Origin of the sequence: Amycolatopsis sp. cmx-4-83, from assembly GCF_046548815.1 — a bacterium.
Taxonomy (GTDB): Bacteria; Actinomycetota; Actinomycetes; order Mycobacteriales; family Pseudonocardiaceae; genus Amycolatopsis; species Amycolatopsis pretoriensis_A.
The window spans coordinates 628,115-643,385 of sequence record NZ_JAEBEF010000005.1 but is presented as its reverse complement, the minus strand read 5'-3'; the positions used below and the strand labels follow the sequence as shown (position 1 = coordinate 643,385).

Genomic DNA, 15,271 nt, shown 5'->3' with positions numbered 1-15,271 from the left:
GTCACGCGCCTCACACCGGGTGCGTAGGCTGCCTCGACGTGAGTGTTCGCTCCTTCTTGTCCGACGTCGTGTACAGCGCCTACGGCAGGCGCCTCATCCAGCAGGCCGCCGGCCGGCATCCCCGGCACATCGCCATCATGCTCGACGGCAACCGCCGTTGGGCCCGGGAAGCGGGCTTCGCGGACGTCGCGGACGGGCACCGGGCCGGGGCGAAGAAGATCGCGGACTTCCTCAGCTGGTGCCAGGAGGCCGACGTCGAGGTCGTCACCATGTGGCTGCTCTCGACCGACAACCTCAACCGCGATCCGGACGAGCTCACGCCGCTGCTGAAGATCATCACCGACGTCACCGACGAGCTCGCCGGACCCGGGACGTCGTGGCGGCTGCGGATCGTCGGGGCGCTCGACCTGCTACCGGCCGAAGTCGCGAAGCGACTCAGCGAAGCCGCCGCGCGCACCGAGGGGCGGACCGGGATGGAGGTCAACGTCGCGGTCGGTTACGGCGGGCGTCAGGAAATCGCGGACGCCGTGCGCAAGCTGCTGCTCCAGCACGCCGACGAGGGCACGACCATTCACGAGCTCGCGAAAATCCTCGACGTCGATCACATCTCCGAGCACCTCTACACCTCGGGGCAGCCGGATCCGGACCTCATCATCCGAACTTCCGGTGAACAGCGGCTTTCCGGATTCCTGCTCTGGCAATCCGCGCATTCGGAATTCTGGTTCACCGAAGCTTATTGGCCCGCTTTCCGCCGGGTCGACTTCTTGCGCGCCATCCGCGACTACGCGTGGCGGCACCGGCGCTTCGGGTCCTGAGCACGCCGAAGGGCCCCCGGAGCGGACTCCGGGGGCCCTTCGAAGCCCACACTCAGTGGTGGTGGTGCTCCAGCGAGTGCAGGATCAGCGCCGGGGTGGTGGCGATGCCCGTGTAGGCACCGGCCACCAGGGAAGCCGCACCGTAGCCCAGCGCGCCGCCGCCCTCGATGAAGGTGGCGTAGGCGTCGCCGAACGTCGGGTCCGGGGTGCCCGTCGTGTCGCCCGTGGCGGCGAACGCGGTGCTGCCGATCATCATGAGGCCCGCAGCGGTGGCGGCCACGAAACCAGCCTTCTTCAGCACTTCGCACACTCCTAGGTAGAACTGTTGGGGTCCGGGCACCGGCGAACCGGTGGTGTGTCCCGCAGCCAGAAAATTACTCGCTTAACGGGCATCCCGTCCGGCTTGTACGCCCATTGTGTGAGCCTGATGCAGGCGCTTTCACTCGGACCGGTTCTCTCTTGGTGGCGCAAAATGCGCGGCCCATCCGAACGTGGTAAAAGCCGTTCAGTCGATCTTGTGAATACGCGCGGTCAGCAATTTTCTCAAGATCAATCCGACGAGTGTACATCGATCGAGACGATGATGACGCAGGGTGAGCGTCACCGGTCGTCGATGTCGGACGACCGACAGTGAGGTGACGATCTGGCGAATCACCGTGTTGGCTCCCTGCGCGATCCGGCATTCGTGGGTACCTTCCGAAGTGAGGGCGCGCGATCAGTGCGGGTCCTCGCGGGAGGCCCTGGTCGTGACGGTGATCGAGGGGGCGGCGCAGCCGCCCACGAGACGCACGAGGGGGCCGGCACCCGGCCCTCGTGGCCGCGCCACCTGACCCACCGGTCAGAGGGAGTGGTCCAGCCAGGGAGGTGCCCGGCCCAGCGAGTGCGGGCGTGAGGTGCACACGCCCTCGAGGGAGATGCCGTCGTGACTGCGCAGCGTTTGCCCCGTAAGGCCTCTGGCCGTTCTTCGACCGGTGCCGTTCCTGGCCCGGAGAAAGCCTCGACCTCGCCCGAATCCCAGCAGCACATGTACGTGCTCGACACGTCGGTCCTCCTGTCGGACCCGTGGGCGGTCACCCGCTTCGCCGAGCATGCCGTCGTGCTTCCGCTGGTCGTGATCAGTGAACTGGAGGCCAAGCGCCACCACCCGGAGCTGGGCTGGTTCGCCAGGGAATCCCTGCGCATGCTCGACGACCTGCGCCGCCAGTACGGCCGGCTCGACGCGCCGCTCCCCATCGGGGACCACGGCGGCACGTTGCAGGTGGAGCTGAACCACTCCGACCCGTCGGTGCTCCCGTCGGGGTTCCGGACCGACTCCAACGACCACCGGATCCTCGCCTGCGCGCTCAACCTGGCGGCGGAGTTCGAGTCGGTCACGCTGGTCACGAAGGACATCCCGCTGCGGGTCAAGGCCGGGGCCGTCGGTCTCGAGGCGGACGAGTACCGCGCGCAGGAAGTCACGCCGTCCGGCTGGACGGGCATGGCGGACGTCGACGTCGAACAGGACGTGCTCGACACGCTGTTCGGCGGCGGCACCGTCGACCCGGTCGAGTACGGCATGGACGAGCTCGCCGAACTGCCCTGCCACACCGGGCTGCGGCTGCTCGCGGGCAGCTCCAGCGCGCTCGGGCGGATCACGGCGGACAAGCGCATCCGGCTGGTGCGCGGCGACCGCGAGGCGTTCGGTCTGCACGGCCGCAGCGCCGAGCAGCGCGTCGCGCTCGACCTGCTGCTCGACTCCGACGTCGGCATCGTCTCCCTCGGCGGTCGCGCCGGCACCGGAAAGTCGGCGCTCGCGCTGTGCGCCGGCCTCGAGGCGGTGATGGAACGCCGTCAGCACCGCAAGGTCGTGGTGTTCCGGCCGGTCTACGCGGTCGGCGGCCAGGACCTCGGCTACCTGCCCGGGTCCGAGAGCGAGAAGATGCAGCCGTGGGCGCAGGCGGTGTTCGACACCCTCGGCGCGCTGGTCAGCCAGGAGGTCCTCGACGAGGTCTTCGACCGCGGCATGCTCGAGGTGCTCCCGCTGACCCACATCCGCGGCCGCTCGCTGCACGACACGTTCGTCATCGTCGACGAGGCGCAGTCACTGGAACGGAACGTCCTGCTCACGGTGCTTTCGCGGCTCGGCACGGCGTCGCGGGTGGTGCTCACGCACGACGTCGCCCAGCGCGACAACCTGCGCGTCGGACGGCACGACGGCGTCTCGGCGGTGATCGAGAAGCTGAAGGGCCACCCGCTGTTCGCGCACGTCACGCTGACGCGCTCGGAGCGCTCGCCGATCGCCGCCCTGGTCACCGAAATGCTGGAGGACCACGGCTGACGTCGCACCAGGTCGTGCGTGTTCAGGGCGGTTCTAACCGCCCTGAACACGCACGACCGGGGTCACCAGCCGGAGGGGAGGGGGCGGCCTTCGGCGAAGCCGGCGGCCGACTGGACGCCCAGCAGCGCGCGCTCGTGGAACTCCTCCAGGGTGCGCGCGCCCGCGTACGTGCACGACGAGCGGACGCCGGAGCCGATCGAGTCGAGCAGGTCCTCGACGCCGGGGCGGGCCGGGTCCAGGGACATCCGCGACGACGAGATGCCCTCCTCGAACAGCGCCTTCCGCGCGCGCTCGAACGAGTTGTCGGTGCGCGTCCGTGCGCCCACCGCGCGCTTCGACGCCATGCCGAACGACTCCTTGTAGGGACGGCCCTGCTCGTCGAACCGCAGGTCACCGGGGGATTCGTAGGTGCCGGCGAACCACGAGCCGACCATCGCCGCGGACGCGCCGGCGGCCAGGGCCAGCGCGACGTCGCGCGGGTGGCGGACCCCGCCGTCGGCCCAGACGTGCTTGCCCAGCTCGCGGGCGGCGGCCGCGCAGTCGGCGACCGCGGAGAACTGCGGGCGGCCCACCCCGGTCATCATCCGGGTCGTGCACATCGCGCCCGGCCCGACGCCGACCTTGACGACGTCGGCGCCGGCCTGGATCAGGTCGCGCGTGCCCTCGGCGGTGACGACGTTCCCGGCGACCACCGGGACCTTCGGCGACACCGACCGGACGGCCTTCAGCGCCGCGATCATCTTCTCCTGGTGCCCGTGCGCGGTGTCCACGACCAGCACGTCGACGCCCGCGCCGAGCACGGCTTCGGCCTTCGCCGCGACGTCGCCGTTGACGCCGACCGCGGCGGCCACGCGCAGCCTGCCCGCGTCGTCGACGGCCGGGGTGTAGATGTCCGCGCGCAGCGCCCCGACGGCGGTCAGCACGCCCGCGAGGCGGCCTTCGGCGTCGAGGCCGAGGGCCAGGGTCGCGCCGTGGCTGTGGAGCTGCTCGAAGACCTCACGCGCCGGTGTGGTCAGCGGCACCGCGACCGACGCGGGCTGCGCGACGTCGGCGAGCCGCGCGAAGCGGTCGACGCCCGCGCAGGCCGCTTCGTCGACGATGCCGACCGGGCGGCCTTCGCCGTCCACGACCACGACGGCGCCGTGCGCGCGCTTGTGGACCAGGTTGAGCGCGTCGGCGACCGCGTCACCGCCGGTCAGCACCAGCGGGGTGTCCCACACGGTGTGGCGGCTCTTGACCCAGCCGACGATCTCGCTGACGGCGTGACTGTCCACATCCTGGGGCAGCACCACCAGGCCGCCGCGGCGGGCGACGGTCTCGGCCATCCGCCGTCCGGCGACCGCGGTCATGTTGGCGACGACGATCGGGATGGTGGCGCCGGTGCCGTCCGCGGTGGCGAGGTCGACGTCGAAGCGGGACTCCACGTCCGAACGGTTCGGCAGCAGGAACACGTCGTCGTAGGTCAGGTCGTGGGCAGGCCGGTGGCCGTCGAGGAAACGCACGAGTCACCAGGCTACCCGTGGCAGGATCGAAGGCATGAGCCGCCGCGACCGCGACCCCGAAGGACGGGCACGCAACGCACGCCCGCGCGACGGCCTCGGCCGGCCGTTGCCGTACGGCGCCGACGGCGTCGAGCGCCAGCCCGAAGGCATCGCGAGAACGCCGGCGCAAACGCTTGCGGAGGCGCAACGGCTGCTCGACGACGGCAAGCCGTTCCACGCGCACGAGGTCTTCGAGGACGCGTGGAAGACGACCGACGGCCCCGACCGCGAACTCTGGCGCGGCCTGGCCCAGCTCGCGGTGGGGCTGACGCACGCGGCCCGCGGCAACAACGTCGGCGCGGTGTCCCTGCTCGAGCGCGGCGCGGCGAACATCGAGCCGTTCCGGGGTGAGCCGCCGCACGGGATCGACGTCGCCGGCCTGCAGCAGTGGGCGCTCGCGCTGGTCGAAGAGGCGAAACAGCGCGTCCGGGTGTCGCCGACGCCGCCGCGGTTGACGTGCTGACGGCGGTCGGAGCCGCGGCCATCGCGGCCGTAGCGTCGCTGATCGGCGTGACGCTGGGGGCGCTCGTCGAGCCGGTGAAGCTCAACGCCGCCCGGCGCGCGAAGCTGCGGCAGGACCGGGCCGACCGCTGTGCCGGCCTGATCGAGGCGGCCGTGCGGGCGCGGCAGCACAACATCGACGTGAACGTCACGCACCGCCGCCGTAAATTCGAGGGGGACACCGAAGCCGACGCGGAACGCGAAGCCAGCTATGAAGACGCCTACTACACCGCTCGCGCCCAGATGCGATCTTCCTTCGGGCTGCTCGTGATGAGCGGGCCCGACGAATTGGTCGAGCAGGCCAGGGCGCTGCGCAAGGCAGAAATGGGCCTACACCACGTCCGATTCGAGTTGGACGTGGACGGGAAGTTCAACCGGCTGTTCGTGCCGCCCGCGATGCGTGAAGCCACCGCGGCGCTGGACCGGGCGATCGAGGAGTTCGCCCTCGTCGCCCGGAAGCACACCTCTTAAGGCTGGTCCCAGCCGCTCGAAACGGCCTTCTCGGCGCCGATCGTGGTGCCGTCGCCGTGGCCGGTGTGGACCTTCGTCGACTCCGGGAGGGTGAACAGCTTCTCGCGGATGGACTTCACGATGGTCGGGTAGTCCGAATAGGACCGTCCGGTGGCGCCGGGGCCGCCGTGGAACAGGGTGTCGCCGGTGAACAGCACGCCCAGTTCCTCCGCGTAAAGGCAGACCGCGCCCGGGGCGTGGCCGGGCGTGTGGATGACGCGCAGGGCCGTGCCCGCGATCGTGAGGGTCTGGCCGTCGGTCAGCTCGCCGTCCGGGGCGCGGTCGGGGTGGGTGAGGTTCCAGACGACCCGGTCGTCCGGGTGGAGCAGGATCGGCGCGCCGGTCGCGTCGGCGAGTTCCGGGGCGGCGTTGACGTGGTCGTTGTGCGCGTGGGTGCAGACGATCGCGACCAGCTTCCGCTCGCCGACGACGTTTTCGATCGCCTTCGCGTCGTGCGCCGCGTCGATCACGATCACTTCCGCGTCGTCGCCCACCAGCCACACGTTGTTGTCGACGTCCCAGCTGCCTCCGTCGAGCCGGAAGACACCGGACGTCACCAAGTTCTGCACGATCGCCGTCATGCGCCCGACCCTAACGGTCATTCGACGGGTAGATGACATACCGGCAGTATGCTACTGTCGCGTCACCTTACTGCGAGTAAGTTCGAGGAGCGACGCGATGACCGCGACCCGGGAACTCCTGGCGGAGCCGCTGAAACTGCGCTGCGGCGCGGTGCTGCCGAACCGCCTGGTCAAGTCGGCGCTGAGCGAGCAGCTCGGCGACCGCCGCAACGCGCCCACCCGCGAGCTGGCCGAGCTGTACCGCACCTGGGCCCGCGGGGGCGCCGGCGCGCTGATCACCGGGAACGTCATGGTCGACCCGGCTGCGTTGGGCGAGCCGCGCAACGTCGCCGCCGCCGGAGACCCGGACGGCTACCGGCCCTGGGCCCGCTCGGTCGAGGGCACGGACACGCAGCTGTGGGTTCAGCTGAACCACCCGGGCCGGCAGAGCCCGCGCTACCTCTCGCGCGAGCCGGTGGCGCCGTCCGCCGTGCCCTTCGGCAACCGCGGCATCCGTACCGCCTTCGCCGCTCCGCGCGCGTTGTCCGGCGAAGAGATCGAAGCGATCATCGAACGCTTCGCCGTCGCGGCGCGCACGTTCGTCGAAGCGGGCTTCGCGGGGGTGCAGATCCACGGCGCCCACGGCTACCTCGTGTCCCAGTTCCTGTCCCCGCTGACGAACCTGCGCACGGACGAATGGGGCGGCGACGCGGTCCGCCGGCGCCGCTTCCTGCTGGAAGTCGTGCGGCGCGTGCGGGCGGCCGTCGGCGACGGCGTCCCGGTGTCGGTGAAGCTCAACAGCGCGGACTTCCAGCGCGGCGGCTTCACCGAGGAGGAATCGCTCGAAGTCGTGCGTGAGCTCGGGGAAACCGGGCTGGACCTGCTCGAGGTATCGGGCGGCACGTACGAAAAGGCCGCGATGATGGGCTCCGGGCGGGCCAGTTCGCAGGCGCGCGAAGCGTACTTCCTGGACTACGCGGCGAAAGCACGTTCGGTGTCCGACGTCGCCCTGATGGTCACCGGCGGGTTCGCGACGCCGGGCGGGATGACCGAGGCGCTGCGCTCGGGCGCGCTGGACGTCATCGGGCTCGGCCGGCCGCTGATCGTCGACCCCGGGCTGCCCGCGCGGCTGCTCGACGGCGAGGACGCCCGCGCGGAGCGGCGGTGCCCCCAGACCGGCGTCCGGCTGGCCGACAGCCTCCTCGAGATCCAGTGGCACACCCGGCAGATGCACCGGATCGCGGCGGGCAAGCCGGTCGACCGGCGCGGCGCGCTGCCGACGCTGGTCCAGGCCGGGCTGACCGACGGGCTCAACGCGTTCCGTCGGGTGCGAGGCTGAGCCGGCGGTCGTAGTAGCGCGCGCCCGCGGCGAGCGCGGTGAAGAACAGGCCGATGAAGACGCAGTTGAGCGCCACCTGGCCGTAGCCGAGCGCGCCGGCGTCGACGAACGGGTACGGGTAGAAGCCGGTGATCGCGCCGCGCGGCAGGGTGAACGCGAGCCAGGCCAGCGGGTAGAGCAGCGACCACCAGACCGTGCGCCAGGTCAGGACGCCGCGCGGGGCCGCGAGGAGCCAGCCGAGCACGAACAGGATCGGCGTCACCTTGTGCAGCATGGTGTCGGCGAAGAAGGCCAGGCCGTCCAGCTCGTACAGCCCGGCGAGGGCGACCTGGTAGACGATGCCGGTCACGATGATGCCGACCAGCGCGTCGAGCCACAGCACGGTGAACAGGCGCCCGCGGGCCCGGCCCAGCGCGACCAGCGCCGAGGTGAGCGCGACCAGCAGGTTCGAGTCGATGGTGAAGAAGCAGAGCAGGTTCGCGACCCGGCCGTCCCCGGACGCGGTGGACACCACCTGGCTGACGAGCCCGGTCAGCGCGACCACGGCGGTGACCGCGAACCAGGCGCGGGTGAGCTTCTCGCTGCGCATTTCGGGAGCTTAGCTCCACAGTGGACTCCTCGATCGGGATGACTCGATCGAGGCGCGTCGGGTTGCCGGGGTGATCGTGCCGCTCTGTTCGCCGAGCGGCACGATCACGAGGTCAGCGGAGTGCTTTCACCAGGGCCGGCACGAAGACCGACGCGTCGACGGTGCCCCAGCCGCTGGCGATGTCGAAGCCCTTCGCCGCGGTGAAGCCGACGACGCCGTCCTGGCTGTTGTCACCTTCGGTGACGTCCACGATGCCCGCCTTCGCACCCGCCGGGCCCAGCTTCGTGTACAGCGCCGGGTTGATCTGGCCGAGCTTGCCGTGCTTGGCCTGCACCGCGAGCGCGAGGACGCCGGCGAACAGCGGCGCGGACTGCGACGTCCCGTAGACGCCTTCCATGCTGATGTCCGGGAACGAGCGCATCTTGCTGCCGGTGATCTTCTTGACGCCGTCCTGCCAGTTCGGCCGCGCGTAGGCCTTCGACAGCCCGGCGCCTTCGGAGAAGCCGTTGTCGGCGACGTTCACCACGTCGTCGGCCTTGGTGCGAGTGCCGTTCGCGTCGAGGTGCAGCTGCGTGCCGCCGAGCGTCGTGACGCGCGGGTCGGACGCCGGCCAGCTCGCGACGCGGTACGGGTAGTTGCCCGGGCCGTAGAGGTAGCCGCCGGTCGGGCCGTCGTCGCCGGAGGAGGCGACCATCGTGATGCCCGCCTTGCTCGCGCGGTCCAGCGCCGGGTCGAGCGTCTTGATCGAGTCGAACGACGGGAAGTTCTCTTCCGTCGTCCCGAAGCTCATCGAGATCACGTCGACGAGCTTGTGCTCGGTCATGTAGTCGACCGCGTGCATCATCTCAGGCAGGCCGGTGAAGCCCTGCGTCTCGGCGACCGGCGTCGCCGCGACGACGATCTTCGCGTTCGGCGCCATGGCGTGCATCATCGTGACGTCGAGGTCGGTCTCGCCGCCCCAGCCCTGGCAGGTGGCGGTGTCGACACCCGGGTCGGTGCACGCGGGCACGGCGCCGGACGGCTCGATCACCTCGACGTTCGCCGGCGGCAGGCCGTGGTTCTTCGAGTAGGTGTCGAGCACCTCCTTCACCTTGTCGTCCCCGAAGGACACCAGTGTCGCCACGGTGCTGCCCGCGCCGGTGATGCCGGCGTTCCACAGCTTCGTCGCGTTGTACGCGGTGCTCTCCTTCGGCAGCGACGCCATCGCCGCCTCGAGCTTCGCGACGCGCTTCTGCACGGTGTCGGCGCCGACGAACGACCGCGCGGCCGCCGAGAAGTGGTGCTTCGACGGCTGGTGCCCGGCGTCCGGCGTGCTCGGCACGGGCGTGGCGAGAGCCGGTGCCGCGAACGCGGTCACGAGCAGGGTCGTGCTCGCGAGCAAGCCGGACACAGCGCGCAATCTCATGCTTTTCTCCCGTGGCTGAAGGAAACTCCGTCAGCCACTCTGGCCAGAACCGGGAGGGGGCAACATCGACTTTCGTCTTTCCTTTTACGAGGAAAGCACCCCGAAGACGCGCGATGTCGTGATCGAGACTTTCGTAGTCAGCTCCTTTCGCGTCCACGTCGGTCTGGAGGTCCTCTGCGAGCAGCTGATGCTCCCGGGCCACCCTCGCTGGCCTTTCCGGCCGTTTGCGTTCAGCTGGATGTACTGCAGTAGTGCTGCCCGAAGCACGTCCGACCGATCTCGGTGCTGCCTGGCGGCGAGATCGTGAAGGCATCCAAGAGTGCCTCGTCGACGCGGAGTGAAATTCGAGCTGTCATGGGATCCAGTGGGCCCACCGGATGCGCAGGGTGGATGCCCGTAGTCAGCTCCCTTCCGACCGGTCGCCGTGCAGGAGGCCGCGGACCGTGTCGATCGTGTCCGCGTCGGCCGGGTCCTTGTCCGGGCGGTAGCGGACCACCCGGGCGAACCGCAGCGCGAGGCCGCCCGGGTAGCGCGTCGAAACCTGGGCGCTGTCCAGCTCGATCTCCACCACCACCTCGGGCCGCACGTACACCGTCCAGTCGTCGCGGTGGGTCTCGATCTCCTGGAACCTCGTCGTCTGCCACGCGAGGATCTCGTCGGTCATGCCCTTGAACGTCTTGCCCACCATGATCGGCGGGCCGCCGTCCGGGTCGCGGGCGCCCAGGTGGAGGTTGGACAGCTTGCCCGTGCGCCGGCCGTGCCCCCACTCCGCCGCGAGCACCACCAGGTCGATCGTGTGCACCGGCTTGACCTTCAGCCACGCCCGCCCGCGCCGCCCGGCCGCGTACGGCGACGCCAGGTCCTTGACCATCACCCCTTCGTGCCCGGCCTCCATCGCCGCCTCCAGCACGGCATCCGCCCCCGCCACGCCCACCTCGCCGGGGATCACGTGCGCCCCGGCGACCTTGCGCAGCGCCGCGTTGCGCTCGGACAGCGGCGCGTCCAGCAGGTCGACGCCGTCGAGGTGCAGGCAGTCGAAGAAGTACGGCCGCAGCAGCAGCGCCTTGACCTGTTCCTCGCGCGTGCTGCCGAACCGGCTCATCGTGTCCTGGAACGGCCGCGGCCGCCCCGCGTCGGTCAGGGCGAGCGTTTCGCCGTCCAGCACCACCGATTCGCACGGCAGCGCCCGCACGAGCTCGACCAGCTCCTGCACGCTGGAGGTGATCTCGCGCAGCGTCCTCGTCCAGACGTGCACGTCGTCGCCGTGGCGGTGCACCTGGATCCGCGCACCGTCCATCTTGTACTCGACGATCGCCTCGCCGTGCTCGGCGACGGCCTCCTCCAGCGACTCCGCCGGTGAGGCCAGCATCGGCTTGACCGGCGTGCCCAGCGTCAGCCGGAACTCCGCCAGCGCGGCCTGCCCGCCGGTCATCGCCGCGACCCCGGTGGTGCCCAGTTTCCCGGACAGCATGAAGGCCCGCCGCACGTCCTCGGCCGGCACCTCGGCCGCGGCCGCGACGGCGTCGACCATCACGCCTTCCAGCGCGCCCTGCCGCAGCTCGCCGGTGACCAGCCGGAATAGGAACTGCTGCTCCTCCTCGGTGAGCCGGACGAACAGCGCCCGCAGCACGTCCTGCCGCCGCGTCGACGAGCCCGTGCCCGCCGCGACGCCCGCGGCCTCCGTCAAGGCCGCGTCCACCTCCAGCACCGTGATCGTGGGCTCCGACGCGGGCGACGCGCCGAGCCCGGCCAGGGTGCGCCAGCCCGCACCCAGCCGGTCCTGCGCCGTCTGCCCGGTCAGGTACGCGATCACCGTGGCCAGCTCGGGGAACTCGGCGGCACGCAGCAGCGCGGCCAGGACGGCGATCTTCGCCTTCCTGGACCTCGTCGCCGCCAGCTCGGCGGACGCCCGGACTATCTCGCTCAGCAACACCCGGACATCATGACCCGCACCACCGACAATTTCAGTCCGGTCAGATGTCTCCCCTGGTGCAGAGGGGGTCGAGCAGGCCGTCCCTGGTCACGCAGGGGGTGTACCCGGCGTCCTGCAGCTCGGCGCGGGCGGTCGCGCTCGCCAGGTAGTCGAGGAACCGCTTCAGCACGCTCTCGCCGTCCGGTACGCCCTTCGTGTAGAGGTACTCGACGGTCCAGAAGCGGTAGCCGGCACCGATCGTCGTGGTGTCCGGGTAGTGGCCGTCGAGCTGCACGATCGTCACCTGCTGGTCGCGGGCGGCCGCGGTTTTGGCCGCCGGGACGTCGGCGTAGCCGATCGCGCCCGGCACGTTCGCGACCTCGGTGAGCACCTCGGCCGTCGTGCCGCGCTCGCAGCGGGTGGTCGCCGCGGCCGGGTCGCGCTCCGGCTTGCGGCACGAGTCCGACGTCAGCCGGTCCTCGGCCCCGCCGAGCACCTTCTGCTCGAACGTCTTGCGCGTGCCGGACTCCTGTCCGCGCCCGACGATCCCGATCGGCACCGACGGTCCCGGCCGCAGCTGGTCCCAGTTCCGCACGCGGCCGCTGAAGACGTCCTCGACCTGCTGGGTCGTCAGCTTGTCGACGCCGGCGGCGCGGTTGACGACCAGGCTGTAGACGACCACCGCGACGGCCTTCGCCTCGAGGTCGGGCCCGGCTTCCCCGGACCGGCCGTCCGACAGCACCGCCAGCCCGTTCTTGCCCGCCGCGTCGACCGGGGCGAGCGCGCGGACCCCGGTGACGCTGCCGGTCGCGCGGGTCGTGATCGCGGCGCCGTCGCACTGGCCGTGGTACTCGGCGGCGATGCGGTCGATGATCGGGACGAACGCGCTCGACCCCTCGACCGACAGCTTCCCGGTGGCGCACTGCGCGGAGACGGCCGGTCGCGACCAGGACACGAGCAGCGTGGCCAGCAGGGCACCGGTGAGCAGCACCCCGACCGCGGTCGTGATGACCGGCCAGCCGAACCGGCGCTGCTTGCGGTCGTCCTTGATCCGGCCGGCGGCGAGCCGCGCGTGGTGCTCGATCTCCTTGCTGATCTCGCCGTCGTGCCCGGCCGATTCGCGCAGGACGACGACGAGCTTGAACTTCTCCTTGCGCTTCAGGGAAAGCCGCGCCAGCCGCACGCCGTGCCACTCGGGCGCCTCGGGCGGGGGCTCGGCCGCGGTCAGCCCGGCGAACCGCTTCGGCAGCCACGCGCGCACGCGGGACAGCTGCACGGCTTCGACCGGCCGTTGCGGGCTCTCGCGCGTGAAGAACTCGAGGCCGTCGCGGACATGCTGGCGCAGGCCGTCGTCGGTCGCGTCGGACACCCGCGCGTCCCAGACGATCCGGCTGCCGAAGGTGAACGACAGCGGGATTTCGAAGTCGCCGGGCGCGATGTCGAACCCGCCGGTGTTGTGGATCCGGATGACGACGATGCTCATCCGATCGAGCAACCGCCCGACCTGTTCGAGCTGCGGGGCCGCCTGCGCCGAGCCGTTCTCGCCGTCGTGCAGGTCGATCGGGGACAGCCCGATCTTGGAGTTGTAGAGCACGCGGAACGTCAGCCGGCGTCGCCGGATGAAGTAGCGGTCGATGAACGGCGCGGCGATCGCGACCAGCGCGGCGATGCCGAGGACGAGGCTGCCGGAGTCGGAGCTCAGTATCTCGGCGAGGGACTGCATGGTCGCGCCGACACCCACCGTGCTGCTCCCCACCCCCGGCTCCCCAGGACAAGGAGCCTAGGCAGGGCTCACCCGGCGTGGGGCTGCGACGACCGAGTGTTCACCGGCCGTTCATCGGCGGCGATCCAGCTGGCCAGCAGGCCGAGCGCGCGTTCGGTCTCCGACCCCGGTTCGGCGTGGTAGACGACCAGGCCCTGGTCGGGGTCCTGGGGCAGCCGCAGCGTCTCGTAGCGCAGCCGCAGCTCGCCGACGACGGGGTTCATCAGCACCTTCCACCCCTGCGCCTTCTCCCGCACGGCGTGCTCGGCCCACAGCTTCCGGAACTGCTCGCTGGCCAGCGAAAGCTCGCCGATCAGCTGGGCGAACCGCGGGTCGCCGGGGTGCCGGCCGCTCTCCGCGCGCAGGTTCGCGACGAGCTCGCGGCAGACGGCGTCGTACTCCGGGTGCAGCTGCTTCGCGCGTTCGTCGGTGAAGACGAGCTTCGGCATGTTGCGCTCGTCGAGGTCGGCGAAGGCGAACGCGACGGCGCCGCCGAGGGCGTTCCAGGCGAGCACGTCCATGTACCGCCCGAAGACGAACGCCGGCGTCCCGATGGCGTCGAGCAGCTGCTGCAGCTCGGGCCGGACCCGCTGCGGCGCGCGCTCGTCCCGGCGCTTCGGCGCGGCGAGGTTGCGCAGGTAGGCCTCCTCGCCGGGGTTGAGCCGCAGCGCGCGGGCCAGCGCGTCGAGGACGGCGTCCGAGACGTTCTTCGCGCGGCCCTGCTCCAGCCGCGTGTAGTAGTCGACGCTGATGCCGGACAGCTGCGCCAGCTCTTCGCGGCGCAGGCCCTTGACCCGCCGCTGCGTGATCCCGGGCGGCAGGCCCAGGTCGGCGGGGTCCAGTGCGGCGCGGCGCGCCTTCAGGAAGGCGCCGAGCTCGGCTGCGTCACTCATGCCCTCCAGTATCCCCGGCTCACGGCCGCCCGCCTGGTACTGCCGGACCCAGGTTGCGCGTGACCTGGTCCGGCGTCCCCGCCGGCCGCAGGGTGGTGGCATGGAACGACGAATTCTGGGCGGCACGGGGATTTCGGTCAGCGAGTACGCGTTCGGCGCGATGATGCTGGGGCAGTGGGGCAACCCGGACCACGAAGAGGGGGTCCGGATGCTGCACACGGCGCTCGACGCCGGGGTCAACTTCTGGGACACCGCCGACATGTACAGCCACGGCGAGAACGAGCGGATCGTGGGGAAGGCGCTGAAGGGCCGCCGCGACGACGTCGTGCTGGCCACCAAGGGCTTCTTCCGGATGGGCGATGACCCCAACCAGGGCGGGCTGTCCCGGCGCTGGCTCACCCGCGCGCTGGACGACAGCCTGCGGCGGCTCGACACCGACTACGTCGACCTCTACCAGGTGCACCGGCCGGATCCTGCGACCGACATCGAGGAGACGCTTTCGGTGCTCACGGACTTCGTGCGGGCGGGAAAGGTGCGCGCGATCGGGTCGTCGGACTTCCCGGCCGAGCAGATCGTGGAAGCCCAGTGGGTGGCGGAAAAGCGGGGCCTGGCGCGGTTCCGCGCCGAGCAGCCGCCGTACTCGATCTTCAACCGGGCGATCGAGGCCGCCGTGCTGCCGACCGCGCGGAAGTACGGCATGGGCGTGCTGACGTGGAGCCCGCTGGCGAGCGGCTGGCTGTCGGGCAAGTACCTGAAACCGTCCGATGTGGACCTTTCCGAAGGCCGCCGGACGTTGCAGATCCACAAGTTCGACCCGGCGCTGCCGGAGAACGCCGTCAAGTTCGAGGCGATCGCGCAGCTCAAGAAGATCGCCGACGACCTCGGCCGGCCGCTCACGCACCTCGCGACGGCGTTCGTCCGCGCCCACCCGGACGTGACGTCGGCGATCATCGGCCCGCGCACGCCCGCCCAGCTCGACGACCTGCTCGCGGGCGCGGACCTGGTGCTGGACGGCGACGTGCTGGACCGGATCGACGAGATCGTCCCGCCGGGCACGGACCTGAACCCGGCGGAGAAGGACTACACCCCGCCGTCGCTGGCGGACAAGACCCTGCGCCGGCGGTGAG

General features: G+C 71.0%; 15 protein-coding genes. 7 read left to right on the top strand and 8 right to left on the bottom strand.

Annotation, left to right across the window (positions count from 1 at the left end; all coding sequences use genetic code 11):
* The first annotated feature begins 38 nt into the window (after positions 1–38).
* Entirely contained in the window at positions 39–815 is a 777-nt protein-coding gene (locus ACLJQM_RS18855; protein WP_360784434.1) for an isoprenyl transferase, read from the top strand.
* 52 nt (positions 816–867) lie between these two features.
* Here ACLJQM_RS18855 and ACLJQM_RS18850 read toward each other — a convergent pair whose 3' ends face one another.
* Positions 868–1,116 (bottom strand): hypothetical protein, encoded by a 249-nt coding sequence (locus ACLJQM_RS18850; protein ID WP_086683841.1) that lies wholly within the window; start codon positions 1,114–1,116, stop codon positions 868–870.
* Between the two features lie 117 nt (positions 1,117–1,233).
* Between ACLJQM_RS18850 and ACLJQM_RS18845 the strand changes: the two genes are divergently transcribed.
* Together ACLJQM_RS18845 and ACLJQM_RS18840 are read left to right on the top strand one after the other, a co-directional pair.
* Complete coding sequence (locus ACLJQM_RS18845) at positions 1,234–1,449, top strand: hypothetical protein (protein ID WP_410632164.1); 216 nt, start codon at positions 1,234–1,236, stop codon at positions 1,447–1,449.
* 390 nt (positions 1,450–1,839) lie between these two features.
* Positions 1,840–3,132: a PhoH family protein gene (locus tag ACLJQM_RS18840; protein WP_360784428.1), complete on the top strand. Its 1,293-nt coding sequence runs from the start codon at positions 1,840–1,842 to the stop codon at positions 3,130–3,132.
* Positions 3,133–3,194: 62 nt separating this feature from the next.
* Here ACLJQM_RS18840 and ACLJQM_RS18835 read toward each other — a convergent pair whose 3' ends face one another.
* Positions 3,195–4,634, bottom strand: coding sequence for a GuaB1 family IMP dehydrogenase-related protein (locus ACLJQM_RS18835; protein ID WP_247018711.1), 1,440 nt, complete (start codon positions 4,632–4,634; stop codon positions 3,195–3,197).
* A gap of 34 nt (positions 4,635–4,668) precedes the next feature.
* Here ACLJQM_RS18835 and ACLJQM_RS18830 point away from each other — a divergent pair, with 34 nt between their 5' ends.
* Complete coding sequence (locus ACLJQM_RS18830) at positions 4,669–5,136, top strand: DUF309 domain-containing protein (protein WP_360764808.1); 468 nt, start codon at positions 4,669–4,671, stop codon at positions 5,134–5,136.
* Positions 5,130–5,645 carry a hypothetical protein gene (locus ACLJQM_RS18825; RefSeq protein WP_410632163.1) on the top strand — a complete coding sequence of 172 codons (516 nt, stop codon included), beginning with the start codon at positions 5,130–5,132 and terminating at the stop codon, positions 5,643–5,645. The genes ACLJQM_RS18830 and ACLJQM_RS18825 overlap by 7 nt, the downstream gene beginning before the upstream one ends.
* Here ACLJQM_RS18825 and ACLJQM_RS18820 read toward each other — a convergent pair.
* Entirely contained in the window at positions 5,642–6,265 is a 624-nt protein-coding gene (locus ACLJQM_RS18820) for an MBL fold metallo-hydrolase (RefSeq protein ID WP_410632162.1), read from the bottom strand. The genes ACLJQM_RS18825 and ACLJQM_RS18820 overlap by 4 nt on opposite strands.
* Before the next feature lie 97 nt (positions 6,266–6,362).
* Between ACLJQM_RS18820 and ACLJQM_RS18815 the strand changes: the two genes are divergently transcribed.
* Complete coding sequence (locus ACLJQM_RS18815; protein ID WP_410632161.1) at positions 6,363–7,583, top strand: NADH:flavin oxidoreductase/NADH oxidase family protein; 1,221 nt, start codon at positions 6,363–6,365, stop codon at positions 7,581–7,583.
* On the opposite strand, the gene ACLJQM_RS18810 is transcribed toward ACLJQM_RS18815, so the two are convergent.
* The 5 genes from ACLJQM_RS18810 to ACLJQM_RS18790 form a co-directional block, all read right to left on the bottom strand.
* Positions 7,555–8,172, bottom strand: coding sequence for a Pr6Pr family membrane protein (locus tag ACLJQM_RS18810; RefSeq protein ID WP_360764817.1), 618 nt, complete (start codon positions 8,170–8,172; stop codon positions 7,555–7,557). The genes ACLJQM_RS18815 and ACLJQM_RS18810 overlap by 29 nt on opposite strands.
* A 112-nt stretch (positions 8,173–8,284) precedes the next feature.
* Complete coding sequence (locus ACLJQM_RS18805) at positions 8,285–9,577, bottom strand: S8 family serine peptidase (RefSeq protein ID WP_410632160.1); 1,293 nt, start codon at positions 9,575–9,577, stop codon at positions 8,285–8,287.
* Positions 9,578–9,977: 400 nt separating this feature from the next.
* The gene (locus ACLJQM_RS18800; protein ID WP_410632159.1) at positions 9,978–11,510 is read right to left on the bottom strand and encodes an ATP-dependent DNA ligase; all 1,533 of its coding nucleotides are present in this window, start codon (positions 11,508–11,510) and stop codon (positions 9,978–9,980) included.
* A 40-nt stretch (positions 11,511–11,550) separates the two neighbouring features.
* The gene (locus tag ACLJQM_RS18795; protein WP_410632158.1) at positions 11,551–13,245 is read right to left on the bottom strand and encodes a PstS family phosphate ABC transporter substrate-binding protein; all 1,695 of its coding nucleotides are present in this window, start codon (positions 13,243–13,245) and stop codon (positions 11,551–11,553) included.
* Between the two features lie 35 nt (positions 13,246–13,280).
* The gene (locus ACLJQM_RS18790; protein ID WP_410632157.1) at positions 13,281–14,144 is read right to left on the bottom strand and encodes a helix-turn-helix domain-containing protein; all 864 of its coding nucleotides are present in this window, start codon (positions 14,142–14,144) and stop codon (positions 13,281–13,283) included.
* A 100-nt stretch (positions 14,145–14,244) separates the two neighbouring features.
* Here ACLJQM_RS18790 and ACLJQM_RS18785 point away from each other — a divergent pair, with 100 nt between their 5' ends.
* Positions 14,245–15,270, top strand: a complete 1,026-nt coding sequence (locus ACLJQM_RS18785) for an aldo/keto reductase (RefSeq protein WP_247018725.1) — start codon at positions 14,245–14,247, stop codon at positions 15,268–15,270.
* The last annotated feature ends 1 nt before the right edge of the window (position 15,271 follow it).

Bases quoted from the DNA above. Each gene is read 5' to 3' on its own strand.
- ACLJQM_RS18840 (WP_360784428.1), top strand. From the start codon at position 1,840: ATGTACGTGCTCGACACGTCGGTCCTCCTGTCGGACCCGTGGGCGGTC.
- ACLJQM_RS18830 (WP_360764808.1), top strand. From the start codon at position 4,669: ATGAGCCGCCGCGACCGCGACCCCGAAGGACGGGCACGCAACGCACGC.
- ACLJQM_RS18820 (WP_410632162.1), bottom strand. From the start codon at position 6,265: ATGACGGCGATCGTGCAGAACTTGGTGACGTCCGGTGTCTTCCGGCTC.
- ACLJQM_RS18815 (WP_410632161.1), top strand. From the start codon at position 6,363: ATGACCGCGACCCGGGAACTCCTGGCGGAGCCGCTGAAACTGCGCTGC.
- ACLJQM_RS18810 (WP_360764817.1), bottom strand. From the start codon at position 8,172: ATGCGCAGCGAGAAGCTCACCCGCGCCTGGTTCGCGGTCACCGCCGTG.
- ACLJQM_RS18805 (WP_410632160.1), bottom strand. From the start codon at position 9,577: ATGAGATTGCGCGCTGTGTCCGGCTTGCTCGCGAGCACGACCCTGCTC.
- ACLJQM_RS18790 (WP_410632157.1), bottom strand. From the start codon at position 14,144: ATGAGTGACGCAGCCGAGCTCGGCGCCTTCCTGAAGGCGCGCCGCGCC.
- ACLJQM_RS18785 (WP_247018725.1), top strand. From the start codon at position 14,245: ATGGAACGACGAATTCTGGGCGGCACGGGGATTTCGGTCAGCGAGTAC.